Genomic DNA, 18960 nt, shown 5'->3' on the forward strand with positions numbered 1-18960 from the left:
GCGCAAACCGGGCGCTCTGTAGAGCGTCCGAATCGACCGCGACTGATGACCGACCGACCTAACCGTCCTCGTATCGCTAATGTTACCGTGAGTGTTCGAATAATGCACAGAGGCCATCTGGACCGCAGGCGCCTGGCAGCGCGCCGATAGCCGCTCTACGACAACGCGGCGACCAGCTCTGCGGTAAACTGATCGAGGCAACCGCCCCTTACATCCCGACGCCTTACGTCTCCCGTAGCATAGCCGCCGATTTCCGACGCCGATCTTGGGCGTGTGCGTGGGCCGGAGAGCAGGGAGCGGAGAGGGGAGGAGGGCTGGGGCGACGGACCCGGGGCGGTCGACTGCCTCTTCCGTGCCTCTGGAGATTATCCCATGGATGTGATCGTTTCCCGCACCCGCATCGCCGGGTGCGCGCCTCTCTATTCCTATCGTGCGCTGGTCCCGCTGGAAGGCGTCGATCCCGATCGGCGACACCGCGTTGCGGTCCTGCATGTCCAGACCGCGACCATCCGTGCGGCATGCACGCGCATTGCCGACACGATTGCGCCCCATCGTTGGTTCGAACGGGATATCGCCGTTTCCTTTGGCCTCGCCGCCCAGCTCGGCCTCGCCGCGCGGCGCATCGAAGCGCTTCTGCTGCAGTCGGTGTTTCCCGAGATGACCACATGGTTGGCGCCGATCGCGCTTCGGCTCGACCATGACCCGGGAAGCGCGTCCCACCGCGTCGCGACCATCGATCTCAATGCCGCTTTCGATGCCGTCGTCCCGCGCATCGACACCCTGACAGCCGCCGAACTGGCGCCGCCTCGGTCCATCGATCGCCGCGCCGCCTGATCCAGGAAACTCGCACATGATACATTACACACTTTCCCATCTCGAAGCGGCCGCCTCCCTGTGGGAAGCGGTTCTCGACCTGCGCGACCATCCGGCCGCCGAACCCGACGCTCTCGTTCGTGCGCTGGCGATCCGCAAATCGTTCGAGGCGATCGGGACCTGCGCCATGCGCATCATTGTCGTGGGCTGGATCGATGCGGTCGATGCCGCCTGGTACAGGAACCAGGAGACCTGCCCCTTCTGTTTCGACTGGTCCTTTGTGAAACAGTGGGTCATCGACACCATCGACTGGTCGGATCCCGATAATCCGGCGATCCGGATAGATGCTTCGGGCACTGACATGACGGACAATGTGACTACGGCGGCCCAAGCGGGGGCGAAGTCGGCCGGGCCAGCGGGGCCGCAAATCACTCGGCACGATCATGTCGCCCTGCTCGCCCGCGTGCGCGCTGCCCTGGAGAGGCCGGACAGCCTCGATGCCGCCGCGCGCGCCGCATTGATCGGGGTGATCGGCGCCAGCGAAAGCGGGCTCAGGGTTTGTGCGCTGCCCTGGCCGATTGATGTCCATCCGGGCATCATCGAGCACCGTCATGGCATCAATTTCTACGCAGGCCTGAACCGTGACGTTCTCGTCGCGGAGATGGCGGAATATGCGCGCGAATGGTGGAAGGAGATCGGCGACAGGCGCGATCCGAATACGCTGCCAGATGACGAGGTCATGGCCGCCTATTTCGACGATCACCCTTCGGAAAGCTATTCGACCGAGATCCTGCGCCTGCTGCCTCTCCCGGCAGTCCGCTCAGTCTCTTCGATTGAAAGCGGCGCCTACTGCGTGCTCTCGACAGCCCATCTGACGGTGCAGACGGCCGGCCTTCTCGACAAATGGGCCTGCTGGCCTCCGAGCGACCGCCCCATCGACATCGCCGCCTCCGTCTATGGCTGGTTCGTGCCGACGCGGCCGCTACCCGATAACCGTCGGGCGCAGATTCCGGATGATCTTCAGGAGATCATCGCGTTCGGACGTGATCGGGGCTTCCAGTTCCTGCTGCTCGACTGCGACGCGGATCGTGCCGCCGATCTCCCCGTCCACGACTGGTGACCGTATCGAGGAACGGCTTACCAGCCGGGAAGAGTCTGGTTGGCATCCCGCCGGCGATGGGCTCCACTCGGAATACCATTGCCTTCAATCCATCATGGAGCGCCCGCGCCGGCCTCCAGCAGCGGCAGCAGCATCGCATGGAGGGCATCCTCCGCGCGCTCGCGCCGGGGTGCATCGCTTGAGGCCAAGTCCTTGCGCATCCAGTCGGGCAGTCGCCGCACGAGGTCCCGCAGTTTCACATCGTTTGAATCGCTCATCGCCTCCTCTTTGCAGGACGCTCACCGCGACGACAACTATCTTGGCGCTTTGCGTCGGCAGAGCGTCAAGCCGGGACGAAAGGGAAGGGGGCAGGGTAGGGGAGACGGCCGGTTGGTCCGTCGCCGAGACAGGAGATGATCATGCTTCTTCCCGCCACGATCGAGATCGCGGTCAGCCAGGATGCCATTCGCTGCGCGTCCCGCCTTGTCGCGAGTAGCGCGCTCGCTGCGATCCACGAAATCCTGCAGAATTGCCGCCGGGCCGGCGCGCAGCGCGTCATGATCAACCTTGTCGAGGAAGATGGCCGCGCCTTTCTCGATATCCACGATGACGGCTGCGGCATCGATAATCCCGCAGCGCTCCTGACCCTCGGTTTATCCGATTGGGGCGACGATATCATGCGGCGTGAGGATCCGGCCGGCATTGGCCTGTTCAGCCTTGCCGGCCATGCCATCGAGATCCACGCCTTCTCGCCCGCGATGGGACACGGCTGGAAGGTCCGGATTCCCGCTGAATCCTGGAATGGCGACAGGGCGCTCGAACCCGAACCGTGCGACCTCAGCTGGGAAACGATGGTCCGCATCGAGATATCCGGCGACTGGAAGATGGGCATTCGTTCGACCATTGCTGAGGCCGCCCGTTACTATCCCTTGCCGGTGACGCTGGACGGTGCGCTGCTGCCCCGTGAGGATTTTCTCGAGGATGCGCTGCTGATCGAAGAGGCCTGCGGTTGCCGTATCGGCGTCTATAAAGGCAATTTGGTCCAGCAGGATGGCCCCTGCATCAACTTCCATGGTTTGGCCGTCCCGTGCTCTCTTCCCAATATATTCGAGTTGAAGAGGCAGGACTGCCGCTGGTCCGTTCGCATCGATGTGATCGACGCGCCTGAAATTCGCCTCGCCCTGCCGGCCCGCCGCGCGGTGATCGCGAACGAGGCGATGAAAGCGCTGCGCATCGCCATGGAACGGGCCCTATACACGGCCATCGCCGCCCAGGAGGATCATCGCCTGCCCTTCGCCTTATGGCTGCGGGCTCGAGGACTCGGTGTGACGCTGCCCGCGGTACGGCCAGGGCTCTCGATCTGGGATCCATCGTCCGACGATGAACATCAAAAGCCCGCGGACGGGATGACTATCCTAGAAATTGCCTCTGCGGGCGCAATGATGATTGTCCCGTCGCTGCGCTCCGAGATCGCGCAGGCGCTGGCGCTCGCCCACCATCAGCCGCCGCTTCAGGATTTCGTGCTGGTGGAGGAGGAACGCTGGCTCGACGGCTATGACTGGTACGACGCTCTACCGATCATCCTCTACGTTTCCTTCCGGATTTACCGGGACGGCATCGAATATCCTTATGGTGAAGACGACCGCCTTCCATGCGGTTTCGCTTCAGGTTTCGTCGACAGGATCGTTGCCGACCTGGAGATCGCCGAGACCGGGCATGAGGATGCGCCGCGGCACGTCCATTCCATTGAAATCCCGGCCCTGGTCTGTCCCACTGGCAGTTGGGATATCGAGGAGGCCGTGATCCTTGTGACCCGCGGCGGCGGTATCGACCCGGATCGCCTGGGATGCGTGATCCACGCGACGCTGTTTTCTTCGCGCGACGATGCCGACACCGATAGCTGGGAGACCCAGTCCCGCGCCTTCGCGCGCGAAGCCCGGCAGGTGGCGACCGGCATTCTTCTGGGGGAGGACGCCGCCACCCTCGAGGCCATTGTCATGGAGGCGCGGCAGCATCTCGCCTGTCTGATCCCGAAGGATCGCCGGATTGTCATCCCCGCGGATCGCGGCGGCATCACTGCCGATTTCATGCCGGGCTGAGACGCTGCCGCCCGAACCCATCCCCTGAGCAGCAGATCCGGCGTCCGCACACGATGCCGACGGAAGGAGCACGCCCATGACCATCGCCACTCATGACTTCACCCGCAATGCGAAAGTTCCGCTCGGTCACTGTTCGGCCGGCACGCTGGAACTGGATCTCGGCAAACTGATGTCGGGCCGATGCCTGATCCAGGGATCGTCGGGCGCAGGCAAGAGCCAGACGCTGCGCCGGATCATCGAGGAGGCCTTCGATTATCTGACCACGATCATCGTCGATCCCGAAGGCGAGTTCGCCAATCTTGCCGCGCATATCGGCGCCACCACCGTCATCGCGCGCGACTATGCCAATGACGGTCTTACCGCGCTCGCGCTGCGCACCCGCCAGCACCGCATTGCCCTGCATCTCGATCTCACGGATCTGGAGCCCGACCACCGCATTGAGAAGGCCGCCGCCTTCTTCGCAGGGCTCCTCTCGGCGCCGCGCGAGCATTGGGCACACACGGTGCTGGTCTGCATCGATGAAGCGCATCTGCTCGCACCGCATATGGCGGCCTCGGCCCGCGACGCCGAAACACGCCGCCTAGGCGTCGCTACCCTCACTGACATGTGCGCGCGCGGGCGCAAACGCGGGATTGGCACGATCATCGCCACGCAGCGTCTCGCCAAGCTCGCCAGTTCAGTGGTCTCCGAACTGCATAATCACCTGATCGGTCTCAACGTCTTTGACCGTGACGTGGCGCGCGCCGCTGACCTGCTCGGCTTCGCCAGCGATCAGGCGGCGCTGCTCCGCCAGTTGCCGCCGGGAGAGTTCTTCGCCTTCGGACCCGCGCTCTCGCCCCTGCCGGTACTGGCGAAGATCGATCCCACGATCACACCGCATATCGGTCGAACACCCGATCTGGTCGCCGCCGCCGATCTCGACGCGGACGAGAGCCGCACGCTCCTCGATCTAGACACCTTGCGCGAGGTCGCACCAGCCAGGACCACCCATGCCGTCATGCGGGGGCAACGCGCGCTCGACGCTTTCCTGCTCGATCCCGCTGCATCCGCCGCCGCACGCATCGTCGGGGCGCTGGGCAGCATCGCGCCTAACGCGACCACCGCAGATGATCTTGCGCGCCATCTCGCGCTCCCCACCACTGACATCGACGCCGGTCTCGATCTGCTCGCCGCGATCGGCGCCTCGGACACCATGCCGCGCGGCGATACGCGTATCGCGCGCCTGTCGGCCCGGTTGCGCCTGCGCGTCGTCGACACTCCAGTCGTCGGCTTGGCCTGAAGGAAGCCCACCATGACCCAAACCAGCTTTGATCTCGACGCCGATATCGTCGAACTGACCCCGTTCGTCCCCGCGACGGAGACCGCGCCGACCATTCCGCTCTCTGAACTGGCTTTCCGCGCGGATGCGTGGCTTCCCGATGAGACGGCGCGCCTCCGCGCGGCATTTATCGACGATTGCACGATGGAGGAGATCGCCGCCCGGCTTAGGCGGTCCCGGGCCGCCGTCGCTACCCGGATCCATGACCTGGGCCTGCGCCGTAATTCGCGGCAAGCATGGAGCGACTGGGACGATGAGGAACTGGCGCGCTGCTACGCTCACGAGTCGACCGCGACATTGGCGGCGCGGCTGGGCCGCGGGGTGAGCGCGCTCTATGCCCGCGCCCGGCTGCTCGGCCTCTCCGAGCCCGGATCCCCGCGGTACAGTGGCTGGGAGGACGCGCAGCTGCGCGCCGGCTACGCGAAAGGCGTTCCTGTCGCGCAGATCGCGAGCCTGATCGGGCGACCCTTCGCCGGTGTCATCTCGCGCGCTTCGGCGCTGGGGCTGCGCCATGCCTGCCAGCCGGACGACTGGAGCGACGCGGAAATTAACCGCGCCCTAGAACTCGCGGCAACCGGCGCACGTTATGTCGCCATCGCCGAGGTTCTGGTGGCCGAAGGCTTCCCGGCCCGGAACAGTCGCAGCCTCGTTCAGCGCCTGCGTAAGCTGGGCTATGGCAGGGGCTGGGGCCGCCCGTGGATCGCCGAGGAAGACGCGCTTCTGCGTCATGCTTACGCGACGGGCGCGAGCCTGACGCCGCTGCGCGAGCGGCTTGGCCGCACACCTCACTCGATCCGCTGGCGGGCCGAGGCGCTTGGTCTCAGGGGCTCGCATGTCCGCCGGGACGGATTTCGGCAGGGACCGGTATGGACGGCCGAGGAAGAAGCGCGATTACGCGCGGACTATGGCAAGGTTCCGACCCGCCAGATCGCCGAAGCGCTTGGCCGCGGCGTGCGCGCCGTTCTCTATCATGCGAACCACATGGGGCTGGTCCACGGGTTCATGCGCGCGTTCAGCGCCGACGAAGACAGGGCGATCCGTAACGCCTGGACATATGGCGTCTCGATGGTCGATGTCGCGCAGGCCCTTGCCCGCGATCCCGCCGTCATCGGCAAGCATGCCACGCGCCTCGGCTGCCGGTTCAACGATCCGGCGCGTCCCACGCGAGGCCCTAAGACGCGGCGGGCCAATAGACCACCTGTCACGCTCCACAGCCTGCTGGCGCTCGATACCGCTGTTCCGGCCGGTGTCGATCTTCCGATCGCTGCCTGATCACGGGCGCCGCTTCTTTCCCGGAGGTTTCATGTCCACGCCTGTCCCGCCCAGCAGCCTGTCGTCTCTGCGGCGGCAACTCTCCGGCTTCGATCATGCGCTGAGGACGGCCCAGCAACTGCGGCGTGCGACCGGTGTGCCGCACTATGTCGTGCACGGCGTCGCGCCGCTGCAGGCGTTCAGGGTTACGATGCGGCCGCCGGCCTGGCCCGACCGCTGGCTGGCGATGGTCGCATGACGATGCCATCTGCCAACCACCCAGTTGTGGCCGCCTGGGGCATGGGCGTAAACAGCACCGCCATGATTATCGAATGGGTGGCGAGGGGACGAAGGCTGGATGCCGTATTGACTGCGGATACTGGCGCCGAAAAGCCCCAGAGCTACGCCTACCTTCCGATTTTTGAGAAATGGATGGACGATCGAGGCATATCGCACCATATTGTTCGATACGAGCCGAAGAAATTCAAGCATTGGCCGCCGTACTTTACAATATTGGAGAATTGCCTGACGAACTCGACTTTGCCATCTGCCTCATTTGGTAGAAAATCTTGTTCGGTCAAATGGAAGATACAGCCTCAAGACCTTTGGGTGTCAAAATGGCAACTTGCAAATAATATATGGCAGGTTGGCGGTAAGGTTGTCAAGCTGATCGGGTATGACGCTTCACCTGCCGACAGCCGGCGTTATGCGAACCGCGAAGGCATCGTGGATGCCCGATACGACTATCTTTATCCGCTTCTGCACGAATGGCATTGGGACCGCGACGCCTGCATCAGGCGGATTGAGGCTGAAGGCTTGCCGGTTCCCCCGAAATCGAGTTGCGTCATCTGTGCGCATATGCGTTCCGAGGAAGTCGCGCAATTGCCGCGCTGGGTGCTTCGATTGATCGTGTTGGTTGAGGCGCGGGCCGCGCCACGCCTGCGCAATGTCGAGGGATTGTGGCGTCGGGCGACAAAAGCCCGTCCCGGCTCCATGACCATGTTCATCCGGCAGCGAGGGCTTCTTGATCCCGACGAGATCGACGCCATCGTCGCAGGCGCACCCGTCGATCTCATTGATTTCCAGCGTGTCGCTGCGGCCATTCCCGTGGAACGGCGACCGCATATGCGCGAATGGATCGATCGCTTCAATGAAGGTGTCGATAAGCTCGCCGCCTGATTGCCTCACCTGTATAAAAGTGACCGTCCACTGGCCCCAGCATTTGATGAACGCGCGATCAGCATGCGCAATACTTTGCTTCAAGACGAGCCGATCATCGAGCGCTGCCTGGTGAAAGATATTTGTGAAACCATTCGCAGATCTCGCTGACCACGCTTCGGACGGTTGCGGGGGAACCCGCTAACGAGTGATTTTCGCCCCCGTACCGCAGGATGCGAGCAGTCTTTCCTTGGCGCCATAGGCCCGTATAAAATGCCTCCGATTGGTATGTTGTGCCGCGGATGTCCAGGTCTCCGTGGATTAGCAATACTGGCGCGTTCACTTGATCGACGAAACTCAAGGGGGAGTTACGCTGGTAAAACTCTCCCTTCGCATATGGAGGCCCTTGTGCCGCCGGCGAAGTCAGTTCAGCAATTACCACATTGTCTGATTTATCTTGTTCGTCGAGATCGTACCCGCGAGCCGTCGGATCAAATGCCCCATAGTAGGCCCTCAAATCGGATATAGGGGCAATGGCCACAATAGCATTGAAGCGATGGGACTGCGTAGCCAATCCTAAAGCTGTATAGCCGCCGAAACTTTGGCCCATGAAACCGACCCGTGTCCGGTCCGCAATGCCAAGTTCGACCAATCGGTCCACTGCGGGATCAACATCCAGCGCAAGCTCCGTGAGCGGATCTTGCTTGCCATCCCGCTTTAATGGGATCGACGGGAGCAGAATGGCGAACCCCTGAGCGGCGTAGAGATGGAGATTGTAGATGCCCGGCATATACAGATCCAGCGAGTAGTCTGACCAGCTTGGAACAGTCGCTACCGCGTATCCCCATGTTATCACGGGTACCCTGCCGCCCTTATATCCTGGAGGCAGCAGAACGGCCGCCTTCAGAGGCTCACCGTGTCCGCTTAGGTAATCAAATTCGAACGTACGCCCGGTCTCCACTGCGGCTAGGTGGCGATTAAGCTCAAGCAGAGTGACAGCTTTTCCATTTCGCGCGGATGCGCGAACGAATAAGCCTTGGGCCGTCTGCTCGCTCCATACGATTCCTTTAGCATCGCGGCCAATCAGTTGGGCCTTCTCCGGAAGTCCAGCGGGCCGGGATGACATGATGTCCTTTTTACGATCTGTCTCAGGTCTGATGACGCCCGTGACAGTATTGGCCGCAAAATATTGGACGGCTTGGCTTTCCAGTTTCGGGCGAGCCGCGAAAGTAAAGGTGTCTCCGGCATCTCCTGCCCAGCCGACCAGCAGCAATGGTAGTGCCGCTTCATCTGGTAGTTTCATCCACTCGATGGCTTTCGGTCTATGAAGATCGACCAGACCCAATTTTTTCTGAACCAGCCATTCGCCGTCATTTCTGGGAAAGGATGCATCTTTGGCAGGCGCAAGCACACCGGTGGTTGCCATAACGGCAGCCCGGTCACCTCTTGGAGAGACGCGGACGGCAAGGCTCCCCTTGAAGGGATATGCCGGCACATGCGCCAAATCTGTGGACGTGCCCGTCTCTACGTTCACGATGGTAAGGATCGCTTCCTGATCCGAGCCCACTGTCGTGCGCTCTGCACCACTCGCAGAGGCACTGACCACGGCTTCCTGGCCCTCGCGCACTTTGTCCCGGGTCATTGATACATGACGATAGAAGCGCTCTGTGGCTTCGAGGAGGCTCGAAATGCTGCCCGACGGGAGCATCGCGGCTAGCAGTCGACTTCCGTCAAGCCAAACGAACGGGGCATTCTCATCACCAATCGTACAGACATTCGGCGAATTCGACCCCGGACCCGCGAAATCAAGCCTGTTGACGCCGCTGCCGTACCTGGTTTGTGTTACGATCGCCTGGTCACTAAGTCTGTGGACCCGATCGGTCGTCCGATCCCACATGTATAGCCTGACATTATTGCCGCCTTTGGGCTCAGTACCTTCCGGGCGCGTAGACAGAAACGCCAGGCGCTGCCCATCGGGGGACCACGTCGCACACCAGGATCCGGCAGCCTCGGCGTGTCCTTCTGTCAAATTTCGGCGTACGCCGGTGCTGCGATCGATGAGCCATATATCTGCGCGAGATGGATCAATTTCATATGCTGCTCGGCCATATATTTCGCCATCTCTCGCCGGCCGAAGGACAACGGCGGCGAGAAGCATTCCATCGGGGGATAGCTGGGCCCGATCCAAACGTTCCATCCCGAGTACGTCGTCCACCGACATGGGGCGCGATGACACAATCGAGGGCGCCAGAATAAGAAGCATGGCAATAACAACTCTGCTCATCCGGCACCTTCCTCTGGTTCCTGTCGAACGTACCGATCGCTACGGGGATGGAAACCCGAAATGAAGGATTTCTCAGGCCAATATGCCTTCATAACCTCCGTCCGATTCTGACGAGTAGCGGCCTTGCGATAGCCAGCTATGGAGACACAACCCGTTGCATTTAATCGCAGGATTTCTTGTCTGAAGGCGTAGGCGACAACTGGTCGCTCGCTAGTCGGCCCTATCTTGAGGCCACGCTGGGGATAATGGGGGACCAAGCCAGCGGCATTTCGCTGGTGGCCAACCGTTCCGCCGCGCGGCCCGCCACTATCCCCCGTTCGCTCCCGATACCGGGACCGCACCTGCCGGTGCCGCCGACCACGCCGCTCCCGCAGTGTCTGCGATGACCGCCGGTTCACGCCGCCGCCCCTCGCTACGGCGACTCTCGCCAGCGTAGCACCCGCGCGGCTACCGCCGCGCCCCCGGCCTCGCGCCCCAATCCACCTTCATCATCCCTCGCGCCGCGCCTCTGCCCCTGATCGTGCCGCGGTGTCGCGCGGAGTTGCGGGCGGCGGGGGCGTTGCGCGTGGACCGCGGCGGCGTCGCGCTGGTGGAGGCGGAGCGCCTCGCCGCGGGCGGGCGGCGCGGGAGGCGAGCGCGGGATAGAGAGGAGAGAAGGGCCGGTGAGGGTGTCGCCGAGAATGGTTTCGAGCGACATTCGAAAGGTAAAGACGATGAACATCGGTGAAATCTTTAATCGGAACGGCCGTCTGAAGGGCTCGATCGCCACCCGCACCATCGATCTGCCCAGTGTCGGGCTGCGCAAGGTCGTGAGCGATAATCCGAAGGCTCCGGTCTACGAGATCCTCGCGCTTAACATCGCCCGCCGCTACGTCCAGATCGGCGCGCTGTGGGAGGCCGTGTCGAAGCAGGGGGATGTGTTCCTCGCCGGGAACATCGACGACCCCAGCCTGCCCGAGCCGCTGCCGATCGCGCTCTTCCCGGCCGACCATGGCGGCTACATGGTCGCCTGGCGCCGCGACACCATGCGCTCCGATTTCGGTGGCGGCATGGGCGCGAGCAGCGGCCGGTACGACGATCGCGGCCCGGGCGATCAGGGCGGCTTCGGTGACAGCACCGTGGGTGCCGGCGGCGAACGGTCGGGTTCGGACACCTCGTTCGAGGAGGAAGACCCGTTCTGATCAGGCGCTGATCAGTCCCATCGGGCCGGGGAGGCGTCAGGCTTCTCCGGCCTCTTTCTTTTTCGCCCATGAGGAGACATCCCATGCGCCGCTCTTCATTGCATTCTTCCGCCCCGTTGACCGACCTTGCCGCGCTCTCCGCGGCGATCATGGCCAGCCCCTCGATCCGCGACCTGCTCGCGCGGCATGTCGAGGGCGCGTCTCCCGTGCCGAAAATCCCGGCGGGTATCACCTGCGGCGAGATCATCGCCGCCATCTACGACCTGCTCGAGAATACGCCGCTCGCGCCGCATGCGGCCGGGATCGTCGATACCGTCCTGACGCGCGCGGCATTCGCCGCGCCCGCTAGGGCGAGCAGGCACTAACCCGGCACGATACCCATGCAGGGCCGCGACGCTACCCTCGCGTTCGCGGCCCTTTTCCTTTTGCCCCCCTGACAGGGAGAAGTTCCATGAGCCACGACGATTCGCGCAGCATCAGCCGCTTCGCTGATCTGCCCGCGCTGTTCGCCGAAGTGACCGCGACCCCGGAATTCCAGCGCGCTTTCGGCGATCCCATCCCCCTCTCGATCATCAGCCCGGGGGATGAACCGGGCGAACACGACATGCCCGAGCCGCTCCACGCACAGGCCGATTGCGCCGGGGTTATCGCCACCATCTTCGACCTGCTGACCGACACCCGCCTCGATGCGCTCGCCCCCGAGATCGCATGGGGCATGGTGAACAGCTTCCATTTCGTCGCGGGAAAGCTCGAGCGGCAGGAAGACCTGCTGGCCGACGAACTGCGCGACATGATGCGCCGCTCCGACCTTTCCGAGGTGTTTAACACCGAGCTCGAGGAGAAGCAGCTGCTGTGCCAGTCGCTGTCCGAACAGCGCGAAGCGGTCGAGTGCATGCGCGACTATGCGGCCGACACCTTCCGCGTGCTTTCGGGCCGTCCCTGGTCGCCTGCGCGCGGTTCGCGGGTCTCGAAGGTCGCTACCGCCACGCAGGTCGCGATACAGGACTTCCTGCGCGCCCGCGAACTCGCCGAGCGCGAGCGATACCGCCCGCGTGGCCCGATCGTCGTCGCCTCGGGCCATGCCGAATGGCATGACTGGCAGATCCTGTGGGACCGGCTCGACGCGATCCTCGCGCGGATCCCGCACATGACGCTGGTGACCACCGCGCAGCGTAAGGGCTTCGATGCGATCGTGGCCTCGTGGGCGGGGAGCCGCGACGTCCAGCTCGTCACCTACTCGCTGATGGGCGCGGGGCGCGGCGCGCCCTTTGCCCGTAATCGCAAGCTGGTCGAACTGAAACCGGTCGAAGCCGTGCTGGGCGAGGGCTCGGGCATTCAGGCGAACCTCTATCAGGCGCTGCGAAAGGTCGGGGTTCCGATCCATGCCTTCCGAAAGGCCGATCAGGCACCCGCCGAGAAGATCACCGCGCTTCCGCGGGGCCGCGTTCGCCGGGTAGCCTGACACCGAAGTCTCAGCGTATTTTTCGGGGACGGCGCGCCGCGCCGTCCCCCTTTTTTGCGCAAGGGGCGTGCAGGGTCGCGAGGTCGCGGGCGCTCCATTGAGAGGTAAGCGCCTGGAGGCACCCGTTGCGAATCAGGAGCATCGAGCCCCAGATTCGCAAAGCCTCTTCTCTCTCTCAAGAATTCCAATGGTGGCACGGGACCGCGCCGGCCTCAAGGACGACGGGGCCCCACCATTTTTCCGGGCGGGTCGGGCGTCATGCTTCCATTCGGGCAATGTGGCCGCCCGGAAAAATCGTGACCCCCATCGCCGGCTGCGCCGGTCGCGTTCCGCGATCCTTGACCCCGCCGCTCGGAGCCCGTGCCCAGGGGGGAACCTCTTTCGTTTCTACAGGAGGTTCCCATGACGAAGATCCACCGCAGCATCCGCCCGTTCTCCGACATCGCCGAATTCATCGCGCAGGAGACGATGGCGGGCACCACCGACGACTTCCACGCCGCCTTCTCCTCCGATCTCGACGGGGTCCGCATCGGGCGCGGCGAGGAGGAGATGGCGACCGACATGCCCGATCCGCGCGAAGCCCAGCTTGCCGTCGAGCTGATCGTCACGACCCTCTTCGACCTGCTGCGCGACACGCGGCTGCAGCCTGCCGCCGAGCGCCTCGCATGGGGCATCGTGAACAGTTTCCATCACGTCGCCGACCAGTGGCAGGGGCAGGCCGATAAGGCGACGCGCGACGTCCAGGACCTGCTGCGGCGCGCCGACGGCAGCGAAATTCACGGTGTCGAACTCGAGCAGGCACAGGGCGAACTCGAATTCCTCGACGAAGCCACCGACGCGCTGCGGTGCATGCGCGACCATGCCGCCGACGTCTTCCACACCGAAACCGGACGGCCGTGGTCGGCACCGAAGGGGTCGCTGGTCTCGAGTAAGCGCACCGCCTCGGTCATCGCGGCCACCGATTTCCTTGCCGCCCGCCGCCAGCGCCGCACCGACGCGCATAACCCGCGAGGGCCCATCGTGATCTTCTCCGGCGGCGCGGACTGCTGGTTTGACGACCGCCTGATCTGGGCGAAACTCGACGACGCGAAATACCGGAACCCGGCGATGGTGCTGGCGACGACCGCACAGGATAAGGGATGCGACGCGATGGCCGCTGCGTGGGCCGCCTCGCGTAAGGTGAAGCTCATCACGTTCCGCCTCAGCGCGAAGCTGGGGAAGAGGGCGGGGTTCGTCCGGAACGAGCAGATGGTCGGACTGCGCCCCGTCGAGGCGCTGGTCTGCGAAGGGTCGGGCCTGCAGTCTCACCTCGCGCGCCTCGTGAAGGAGAAGCGTATCCCGGCGCGGTTCGTCAGGCTCAGCGATCAGGGATGGGAGGCGCAGTGAGGTTCCGCCAGAGGATCGGTCCGGTTCGCCGGGCCGGTCCTCATTTCCTTTTATCAAGCGTAGCTCTCGCCCCCGCTCAGGGACCCGCAGGCGGGTCCGTCGCGGGCGCGATGCGGGACCGCCAGGCGGTCCCGGCCTCCTGCGCGCGGCTTCGCCGTGCTCGTCGCAGGGACACCCTTCGGGTGCGGTCTGGGCGGGGTTGGCTGAGGGGCGAGGCCGCGTCCTGCCACCAGAGGAGAGGAGGGCAGAGAGGGGTGGCTCATTCGAGGAGATTAAAGCCATGTCCGAGCATTTGCACCTTTCTAATTCGGCCGTTTTCGTTTCCGGGTCGCTGTCCATTACCGCGCTTCCCGAGCCCGTCATCGAACGCATCGATGGTATCCTGTACCGTGCGCTTCCCATCCTGATCGGGGACGCGCGCGGCGTGGATCGCCTGGTCCAGCGCCATCTTTCCGATCGCGAGATCGCTGCTGTCAGGGTCTACTGTTCCGGAGAGGAACCGCGTCATAATCTGGGCGACTGGCCTGTCCGGCGCATTCCTACTTCCGGGCGAAAGGGCACCGCCGCCTTCCATGCCGCGAAGGATGCGGCGATGGCGCGCGATGCCGCCCTCGGTCTCGTGATCTGGGATGGTCGCAGCCGGGGCAGCCTTGCGAATATCCACCGGTTGGCGGCGCAGCGGCGCTTCATCATGATCTGGTTCGGGCCCGAAGCGCGGTTCATCACCCTGAGATCGGATTCCGACAGGGACAGCTTTCTCGAGGCGCATCCCTGCCGGAACCTGGTGATGTCCAGCGCGTGATCAGATCGCTGCCGGCAGTCCTTTAATCGCCGTCAGCGCCGCGCCGCCACCGACCCGGATCGCCTGTGTGAGAAGCTCGCGGAATTCCCTTTCCGTGAGCTTCTCGACCGGCATCTCCGCGATCATCGCGGCATATCTGCCCCGCAGCGCACGGCGCGCGTTTTTCAGTTCATCGTTCATCTTGCGCTGACGCGCTTCCAGATCGGCGAGCCGATCCCTTTCCGTCATCTTCGGCATGTCCATCGTCCTTCCCCGATGGCCTGCCCGTCGCTTGCGACTGTGCCACATCGGCGGACCGGCGCAAGCGGGGATTGCCGCTTCCTGCGGAACCGGCGGGGCTTCGCGCCTGAATGCTCCAGCCGGTCCGTCACCGACCACATCCCATCCCATCCATCGGTCCGCAGTGCCTGTCGTCCGCGGACACCCCCATGAGGAGGCTTACATGCTCACCATCGAACCCGACTACGACCGCTTCGTCGAAACCCATGAACCGCACTATTTCTCTGCGCAGGCGATGGGGTTCGCTCTCATTCGCCGGATCGAGCGCCACCTCAAACGGGCTAATTCCTACGCGGGCCAGTACTATGGTTACACCGATTACGAGACCGGCGACTTCGTGATTACCGGCGAGTGCGACGAGGAATACGAGGCGGAATGGAACCGGGCTTCGGAGCTCGCCCGCATGGCCGCCTGCTCCAATGCGTATCGGATCATCCGGGCACAGGGCGGTGACGACGAGGCGGCCATGCTCATCCTGGAAGCGCACGCGTTGGTCGCCCAGCAGGGCTGATCACATACCCCGGGACCGGGCCTGATGCCCGGTCCCTTATGGGATGGCCCGCCCCTTTTCCCCGGCATCAGGTATGATGCCGGTGCTTGAAAAGGAAAGGAGCGGACCGATGTCTATTGTTATCCTTGGCGTTGATTTGGGCAAGAATGCCTGCAGTGTCGTAGGCGTTGATGCAGCAGGCGCTGTCATCGTGCGTAAGTCGATGCGCCGACAGACACTTATCGATTACGTGACCAAGCTTCCGGCTTGCGTGATTGCAATGGAGGCGTGCTGTGGTGCCCACAACCTTGGTCGCCTTTTCGCCGCGCAGGGGCACGAAATCAGATTGATGTCGCCGGAGTACGTACGCCCGTATGTCAAAGCGCAGAAGAATGATGATCGTGATGCGGAGGGGATTGCCGAGGCCGCCTCGCGCCCGACTATGCGCTTCGTCGAACTCAAGACTCAGGAGCAGTTGGACATCCAGACCCTCCACCGCGTCAGGTCCCGCCTGGTAGCCGAGCGCACAAACCTTATCAACCAACTGCGGGCGATCCTCCTGGAGCGGGGGACCATTTTTCCGGCCGGCCGGCGCAAGCTGGAGTTGGGCATTGATGCCATGCTGGCCGCCGAAGATACGGCCCTATCACCACGCTTGAAGCAACTGGTGGGTGAACTGCGCGCCGAATGGCACGAACTTGATACCAAGGTCGAGGCACTGAACGGCGAGTTTGTCGAACTGGCTCGCAATGATGCAGCTGCCCGGCGGCTCACGTCCATCCCCGGCATCGGCACGTTGAACGCAACCGCTTTGATTGCAGCCGTGGGCGATGCCAGCAGCTTTGCCAAAGCGCGAGACTTGGGTGCTTGGCTCGGCTTGGTACCCAGGCAACATACTACCGGCGGCAAGCCCCGGCTGCTCGGCATCTCCAAGCGTGGCAACACCTATTTGCGCACTTTGCTCATCCATGGCGCCCGGGCAGCATTACCGTCACTGGCGCGCAGCGAAACCCCGCTGGGACGTTGGTTGACAGGAATGATCGAGCGAGGAGTTCATCGCAACGCAATCGTCGTCGCATTGGCTAATAAACTGGCGCGGATCGCTTGGGCAGCCCTTCGCAAAGAAGTGAGCTTCGAACGCGGCTATCCAGCAGCGGCATAACGGATCGGCTGCGTGCTTCTGCGCGCGTAGCCCAACGATGTTTGCAGGAAGGATCGTGAAGATGGCCTGACAGTCGATCGGCGTCTGGAAAGCCCGGGCAAAAAAATGGCACCTGTTGCCGGTTCCCTTATTGTGGCTCCAGACGTGCGGATGTCCATCTTGGCCACGGGATGCTCCCGTGAGACCGCATACGTTGACGCAGACTGATCAGAACACCGTAAAATCCTACTTGCAAACGGGGCGGGCCATACGTTTTTTGCTTTCGGGGAGATCCCACCCATGAACGCCATCCCTCAAACCTCCTCGCCACGCACCACCGCGCAACTGCAGCAAGGGTGCCCCGCCCCTGCCGGTACGAGGCTGCGCAGCGCGAGCGCGCTGCGTAAGGCGGGACGCACGGCGCGAGGCCGTTTTGTAATGGACCCTACGCACGGGTGCTGCGACACCATTCTGTTCTGAAAACAAAGAGATGAGGCTGTACTGCACGTCTCACGCCACACCGGTCGGCTGTAGTACGCGAACCACCAGACGTCTATCGTGCGGCATATCTCATTGCAACTAAACCGGTAATTTCGTGAGACACGTCCTACGCTGCTCCAGATTCCAGATCGGGATCATACCGACTACCGGCTCGGCGGAAACGGTGGAATCTTGACCGAGATCATGGTCTCTTCGCTTTTGGACGAAGGAGAACACCCGTGGCTGAGCTGAACCAGGAGTATATCAACGACCTTCGTCGGGCGGTCGTCAAAGCCATCTGTGAAGTGTCGGCGGGAAGGCAACAATCCCCTTCGTGGGGGAGGGTGACATCCTCTATATCGGCTCGGCCGAAGTCTGCCAGATGCTCACGCTTTTGCTGTCTGAGAGGCTGTCGTCTAATAGCGGCCCAGATTGCAAGACCTAGGCTCAGGACTCATTGATTGAGCCAGAAGATGAAGAGGTGGCCTGGAGAATCTGCACACTGAGATAATTGGATATTCTGCCTGAGAGCGGCCAGAAGGGCTGCGAGACAGGAGCAGAGAATGAGCAGACGACCCCGGCGCAACCACAGCCCGGCTTTCAAGGCGAAGGTAGCGCTTGCCGCGATCAAGGGCGAGAAGACGCTGGCCGAGCTGGCACAGGATTATGACCTGCATCCCAACCAGATCACGACCTGGCGCATGCAGTTGCTTGAAGGGGCGGCCGGCGTGTTTGGCTCGGAGAAGGCCTCGGACGAGCCCGCGATCGACGTGAAGACGCTGCACGCCAAGATCGGCGAGCTGACGCTGGCGAACGATTTTTTGGAAGGCGCGCTCGGCAAGGCAGGTCTGTTGCCGAGCGCAAAACGATGATCGACCGCTCGCACACCTTGCCCGTGAAGCGGCAGGCGAAGGAACTGGGGATCAGCCGGGGTAGTGTCTATTATCTGCCCCGGCCGGTTTCGCCGGAAGACCTTGCGATCATGCGGCGCATGGACGCGTTGCACCTGGAGTTTCCGTTCGCAGGGAGCCGAATGCTACGCGATTTTCTGCGCCAGGAGGGCATCGAGATCGGCCGCTGCCATGTCGCGAGCCTGATGAAGAAGATGGCGATCGAGGCGGTCTATCGCCGTCCCAGCACTTCCAAGCCGGCGCCAGGGCACAAGATCTACCCCTATCTCCTGCGCAAACTGCCGATCGTGAGGCCCAACCAGGTCTGGGCTACGGATATCAGCTACATCCCCATGGCCCGGGGCTTCGTCTATCTCGTCGCCATCGTCGATTGGTTCAGCCGCAAGGTCCTCAGCCACCGGATTTCGATCACGCTGGAAGCCGACTTCTGCGTGGAAGCACTCGAGGAAGCCCTGGCGCGCTATGGCAATCCGGAAATCTTCAATACGGATCAGGGCAGCCAATTCACCAGCCAGGCCTTCACCGGCGTGCTCCGGCGCGAGGGAATTGCCATAAGCATGGACGGGCGCGGCGCCTGGCGCGACAATGTCGTAGTCGAGCGGCTGTGGCGCTCGGTAAAGTACGAGGAAGTCTACCTGCACGCCTACGCCTCTGTCAGCGAAGCGCGCAGTTCGATCGCCCGATATCTGGGCTTCTACAATGCCCGGAGACCTCATTCGAGCCTCGGTGGGCGTACGCCTGATCAAACCTACTTTGACAATCTACCACGGGCCGTGGCAGCGTGAATTGGCCGCGACTTGCGGGGC

At 63.2% G+C, this 18960-nt stretch carries 18 protein-coding genes; 15 read left to right on the plus strand and 3 right to left on the minus strand.

Annotation, left to right across the window (positions count from 1 at the left end):
- The first annotated feature begins 372 nt into the window (after nt 1-372).
- Together HH800_RS08380 and HH800_RS08385 are read left to right on the plus strand one after the other, a co-directional pair.
- Nucleotides 373-834: a hypothetical protein gene (locus HH800_RS08380; protein ID WP_159365886.1), complete on the plus strand. Its 462-nt coding sequence runs from the start codon at nt 373-375 to the stop codon at nt 832-834.
- Between the two features lie 166 nt (nt 835-1000).
- Entirely contained in the window at nt 1001-1933 is a 933-nt protein-coding gene (locus HH800_RS08385) for a hypothetical protein (protein ID WP_235682055.1), read from the plus strand.
- Nucleotides 1934-2025: 92 nt separating this feature from the next.
- Here HH800_RS08385 and HH800_RS08390 read toward each other — a convergent pair whose 3' ends face one another.
- On the minus strand, nt 2026-2190 hold the full coding sequence (locus tag HH800_RS08390; RefSeq protein ID WP_169860756.1) for a hypothetical protein: 165 nt from the start codon (nt 2188-2190) through the stop codon (nt 2026-2028).
- Nucleotides 2191-2325: 135 nt separating this feature from the next.
- Here HH800_RS08390 and HH800_RS08395 point away from each other — a divergent pair, with 135 nt between their 5' ends.
- From HH800_RS08395 to HH800_RS08415, 5 genes are all read left to right on the plus strand, one after another.
- Complete coding sequence (locus HH800_RS08395; protein WP_159365888.1) at nt 2326-4011, plus strand: ATP-binding protein; 1686 nt, start codon at nt 2326-2328, stop codon at nt 4009-4011.
- Nucleotides 4012-4087: 76 nt separating this feature from the next.
- Entirely contained in the window at nt 4088-5290 is a 1203-nt protein-coding gene (locus HH800_RS08400; protein WP_159365889.1) for an ATP-binding protein, read from the plus strand.
- Between the two features lie 12 nt (nt 5291-5302).
- The gene (locus HH800_RS08405; RefSeq protein WP_169860757.1) at nt 5303-6601 is read left to right on the plus strand and encodes a hypothetical protein; all 1299 of its coding nucleotides are present in this window, start codon (nt 5303-5305) and stop codon (nt 6599-6601) included.
- 31 nt (nt 6602-6632) lie between these two features.
- A complete protein-coding gene (locus HH800_RS08410) occupies nt 6633-6839 on the plus strand; it encodes a hypothetical protein (RefSeq protein WP_103094823.1) in 207 nt (68 codons plus the stop codon).
- The gene (locus HH800_RS08415) at nt 6836-7759 is read left to right on the plus strand and encodes a hypothetical protein (RefSeq protein WP_201450263.1); all 924 of its coding nucleotides are present in this window, start codon (nt 6836-6838) and stop codon (nt 7757-7759) included. The genes HH800_RS08410 and HH800_RS08415 overlap by 4 nt, the downstream gene beginning before the upstream one ends.
- Nucleotides 7760-7853: 94 nt before the next feature.
- On the opposite strand, the gene HH800_RS08420 is transcribed toward HH800_RS08415, so the two are convergent.
- Nucleotides 7854-9380: an alpha/beta hydrolase family protein gene (locus HH800_RS08420; RefSeq protein WP_223178421.1), complete on the minus strand. Its 1527-nt coding sequence runs from the start codon at nt 9378-9380 to the stop codon at nt 7854-7856.
- Nucleotides 9381-10735: 1355 nt separating this feature from the next.
- Between HH800_RS08420 and HH800_RS08425 the strand changes: the two genes are divergently transcribed.
- The 5 genes from HH800_RS08425 (at nt 10736) to HH800_RS08445 (ending at nt 14853) form a co-directional block, all read left to right on the plus strand.
- Nucleotides 10736-11203, plus strand: a complete 468-nt coding sequence (locus HH800_RS08425; protein WP_086493719.1) for a DUF736 domain-containing protein — start codon at nt 10736-10738, stop codon at nt 11201-11203.
- Nucleotides 11204-11319: 116 nt separating this feature from the next.
- Entirely contained in the window at nt 11320-11568 is a 249-nt protein-coding gene (locus HH800_RS08430; RefSeq protein WP_235682056.1) for a hypothetical protein, read from the plus strand.
- A gap of 86 nt (nt 11569-11654) precedes the next feature.
- Nucleotides 11655-12665 carry a DUF2493 domain-containing protein gene (locus HH800_RS08435; RefSeq protein WP_159365893.1) on the plus strand — a complete coding sequence of 337 codons (1011 nt, stop codon included), beginning with the start codon at nt 11655-11657 and terminating at the stop codon, nt 12663-12665.
- A 402-nt stretch (nt 12666-13067) separates the two neighbouring features.
- Nucleotides 13068-14051, plus strand: coding sequence for an SLOG family protein (locus HH800_RS08440; RefSeq protein WP_159365894.1), 984 nt, complete (start codon nt 13068-13070; stop codon nt 14049-14051).
- Between the two features lie 280 nt (nt 14052-14331).
- Nucleotides 14332-14853 carry a hypothetical protein gene (locus tag HH800_RS08445; protein WP_159365895.1) on the plus strand — a complete coding sequence of 174 codons (522 nt, stop codon included), beginning with the start codon at nt 14332-14334 and terminating at the stop codon, nt 14851-14853.
- On the opposite strand, the gene HH800_RS08450 is transcribed toward HH800_RS08445, so the two are convergent.
- A complete protein-coding gene (locus tag HH800_RS08450; RefSeq protein WP_235682057.1) occupies nt 14854-15090 on the minus strand; it encodes a hypothetical protein in 237 nt (78 codons plus the stop codon).
- A 205-nt stretch (nt 15091-15295) separates the two neighbouring features.
- Here HH800_RS08450 and HH800_RS08455 point away from each other — a divergent pair, with 205 nt between their 5' ends.
- From HH800_RS08455 to HH800_RS08465, 3 genes are all read left to right on the plus strand, one after another.
- Nucleotides 15296-15643 (plus strand): hypothetical protein, encoded by a 348-nt coding sequence (locus HH800_RS08455; RefSeq protein ID WP_159365896.1) that lies wholly within the window; start codon nt 15296-15298, stop codon nt 15641-15643.
- A gap of 109 nt (nt 15644-15752) precedes the next feature.
- Nucleotides 15753-16784, plus strand: coding sequence for an IS110 family transposase (locus HH800_RS08460; protein ID WP_020818605.1), 1032 nt, complete (start codon nt 15753-15755; stop codon nt 16782-16784).
- Nucleotides 16785-17806: 1022 nt separating this feature from the next.
- Nucleotides 17807-18939 (plus strand): IS3 family transposase gene (locus HH800_RS08465; protein ID WP_155276551.1). Its coding sequence is split into 2 segments (ribosomal slippage): nt 17807-18068 and nt 18068-18939, totalling 1134 coding nucleotides; the frame shifts between segments, so codons are not numbered across the junction.
- Nucleotides 18940-18960 lie beyond the last annotated feature (21 nt).

This window comes from Sphingobium yanoikuyae (genome assembly GCF_013001025.1).
In the GTDB taxonomy this organism is placed as follows: domain Bacteria; phylum Pseudomonadota; class Alphaproteobacteria; order Sphingomonadales; family Sphingomonadaceae; genus Sphingobium; species Sphingobium yanoikuyae_A.

Bases quoted from the DNA above. Each gene is read 5' to 3' on its own strand.
- HH800_RS08440 (WP_159365894.1), top strand. From the start codon at position 13,068: ATGACGAAGATCCACCGCAGCATCCGCCCGTTCTCCGACATCGCCGAA.
- HH800_RS08420 (WP_223178421.1), bottom strand. From the start codon at position 9,380: ATGACCCGGGACAAAGTGCGCGAGGGCCAGGAAGCCGTGGTCAGTGCC.
- HH800_RS08445 (WP_159365895.1), top strand. From the start codon at position 14,332: ATGTCCGAGCATTTGCACCTTTCTAATTCGGCCGTTTTCGTTTCCGGG.
- HH800_RS08385 (WP_235682055.1), top strand. From the start codon at position 1,001: ATGCGCATCATTGTCGTGGGCTGGATCGATGCGGTCGATGCCGCCTGG.
- HH800_RS08380 (WP_159365886.1), top strand. From the start codon at position 373: ATGGATGTGATCGTTTCCCGCACCCGCATCGCCGGGTGCGCGCCTCTC.
- HH800_RS08450 (WP_235682057.1), bottom strand. From the start codon at position 15,090: ATGCCGAAGATGACGGAAAGGGATCGGCTCGCCGATCTGGAAGCGCGT.
- HH800_RS08405 (WP_169860757.1), top strand. From the start codon at position 5,303: ATGACCCAAACCAGCTTTGATCTCGACGCCGATATCGTCGAACTGACC.
- HH800_RS08395 (WP_159365888.1), top strand. From the start codon at position 2,326: ATGATCATGCTTCTTCCCGCCACGATCGAGATCGCGGTCAGCCAGGAT.
- HH800_RS08415 (WP_201450263.1), top strand. From the start codon at position 6,836: ATGACGATGCCATCTGCCAACCACCCAGTTGTGGCCGCCTGGGGCATG.
- HH800_RS08390 (WP_169860756.1), bottom strand. From the start codon at position 2,190: ATGAGCGATTCAAACGATGTGAAACTGCGGGACCTCGTGCGGCGACTG.
- HH800_RS08410 (WP_103094823.1), top strand. From the start codon at position 6,633: ATGTCCACGCCTGTCCCGCCCAGCAGCCTGTCGTCTCTGCGGCGGCAA.
- HH800_RS08400 (WP_159365889.1), top strand. From the start codon at position 4,088: ATGACCATCGCCACTCATGACTTCACCCGCAATGCGAAAGTTCCGCTC.
- HH800_RS08460 (WP_020818605.1), top strand. From the start codon at position 15,753: ATGTCTATTGTTATCCTTGGCGTTGATTTGGGCAAGAATGCCTGCAGT.
- HH800_RS08435 (WP_159365893.1), top strand. From the start codon at position 11,655: ATGAGCCACGACGATTCGCGCAGCATCAGCCGCTTCGCTGATCTGCCC.
- HH800_RS08455 (WP_159365896.1), top strand. From the start codon at position 15,296: ATGCTCACCATCGAACCCGACTACGACCGCTTCGTCGAAACCCATGAA.
- HH800_RS08425 (WP_086493719.1), top strand. From the start codon at position 10,736: ATGAACATCGGTGAAATCTTTAATCGGAACGGCCGTCTGAAGGGCTCG.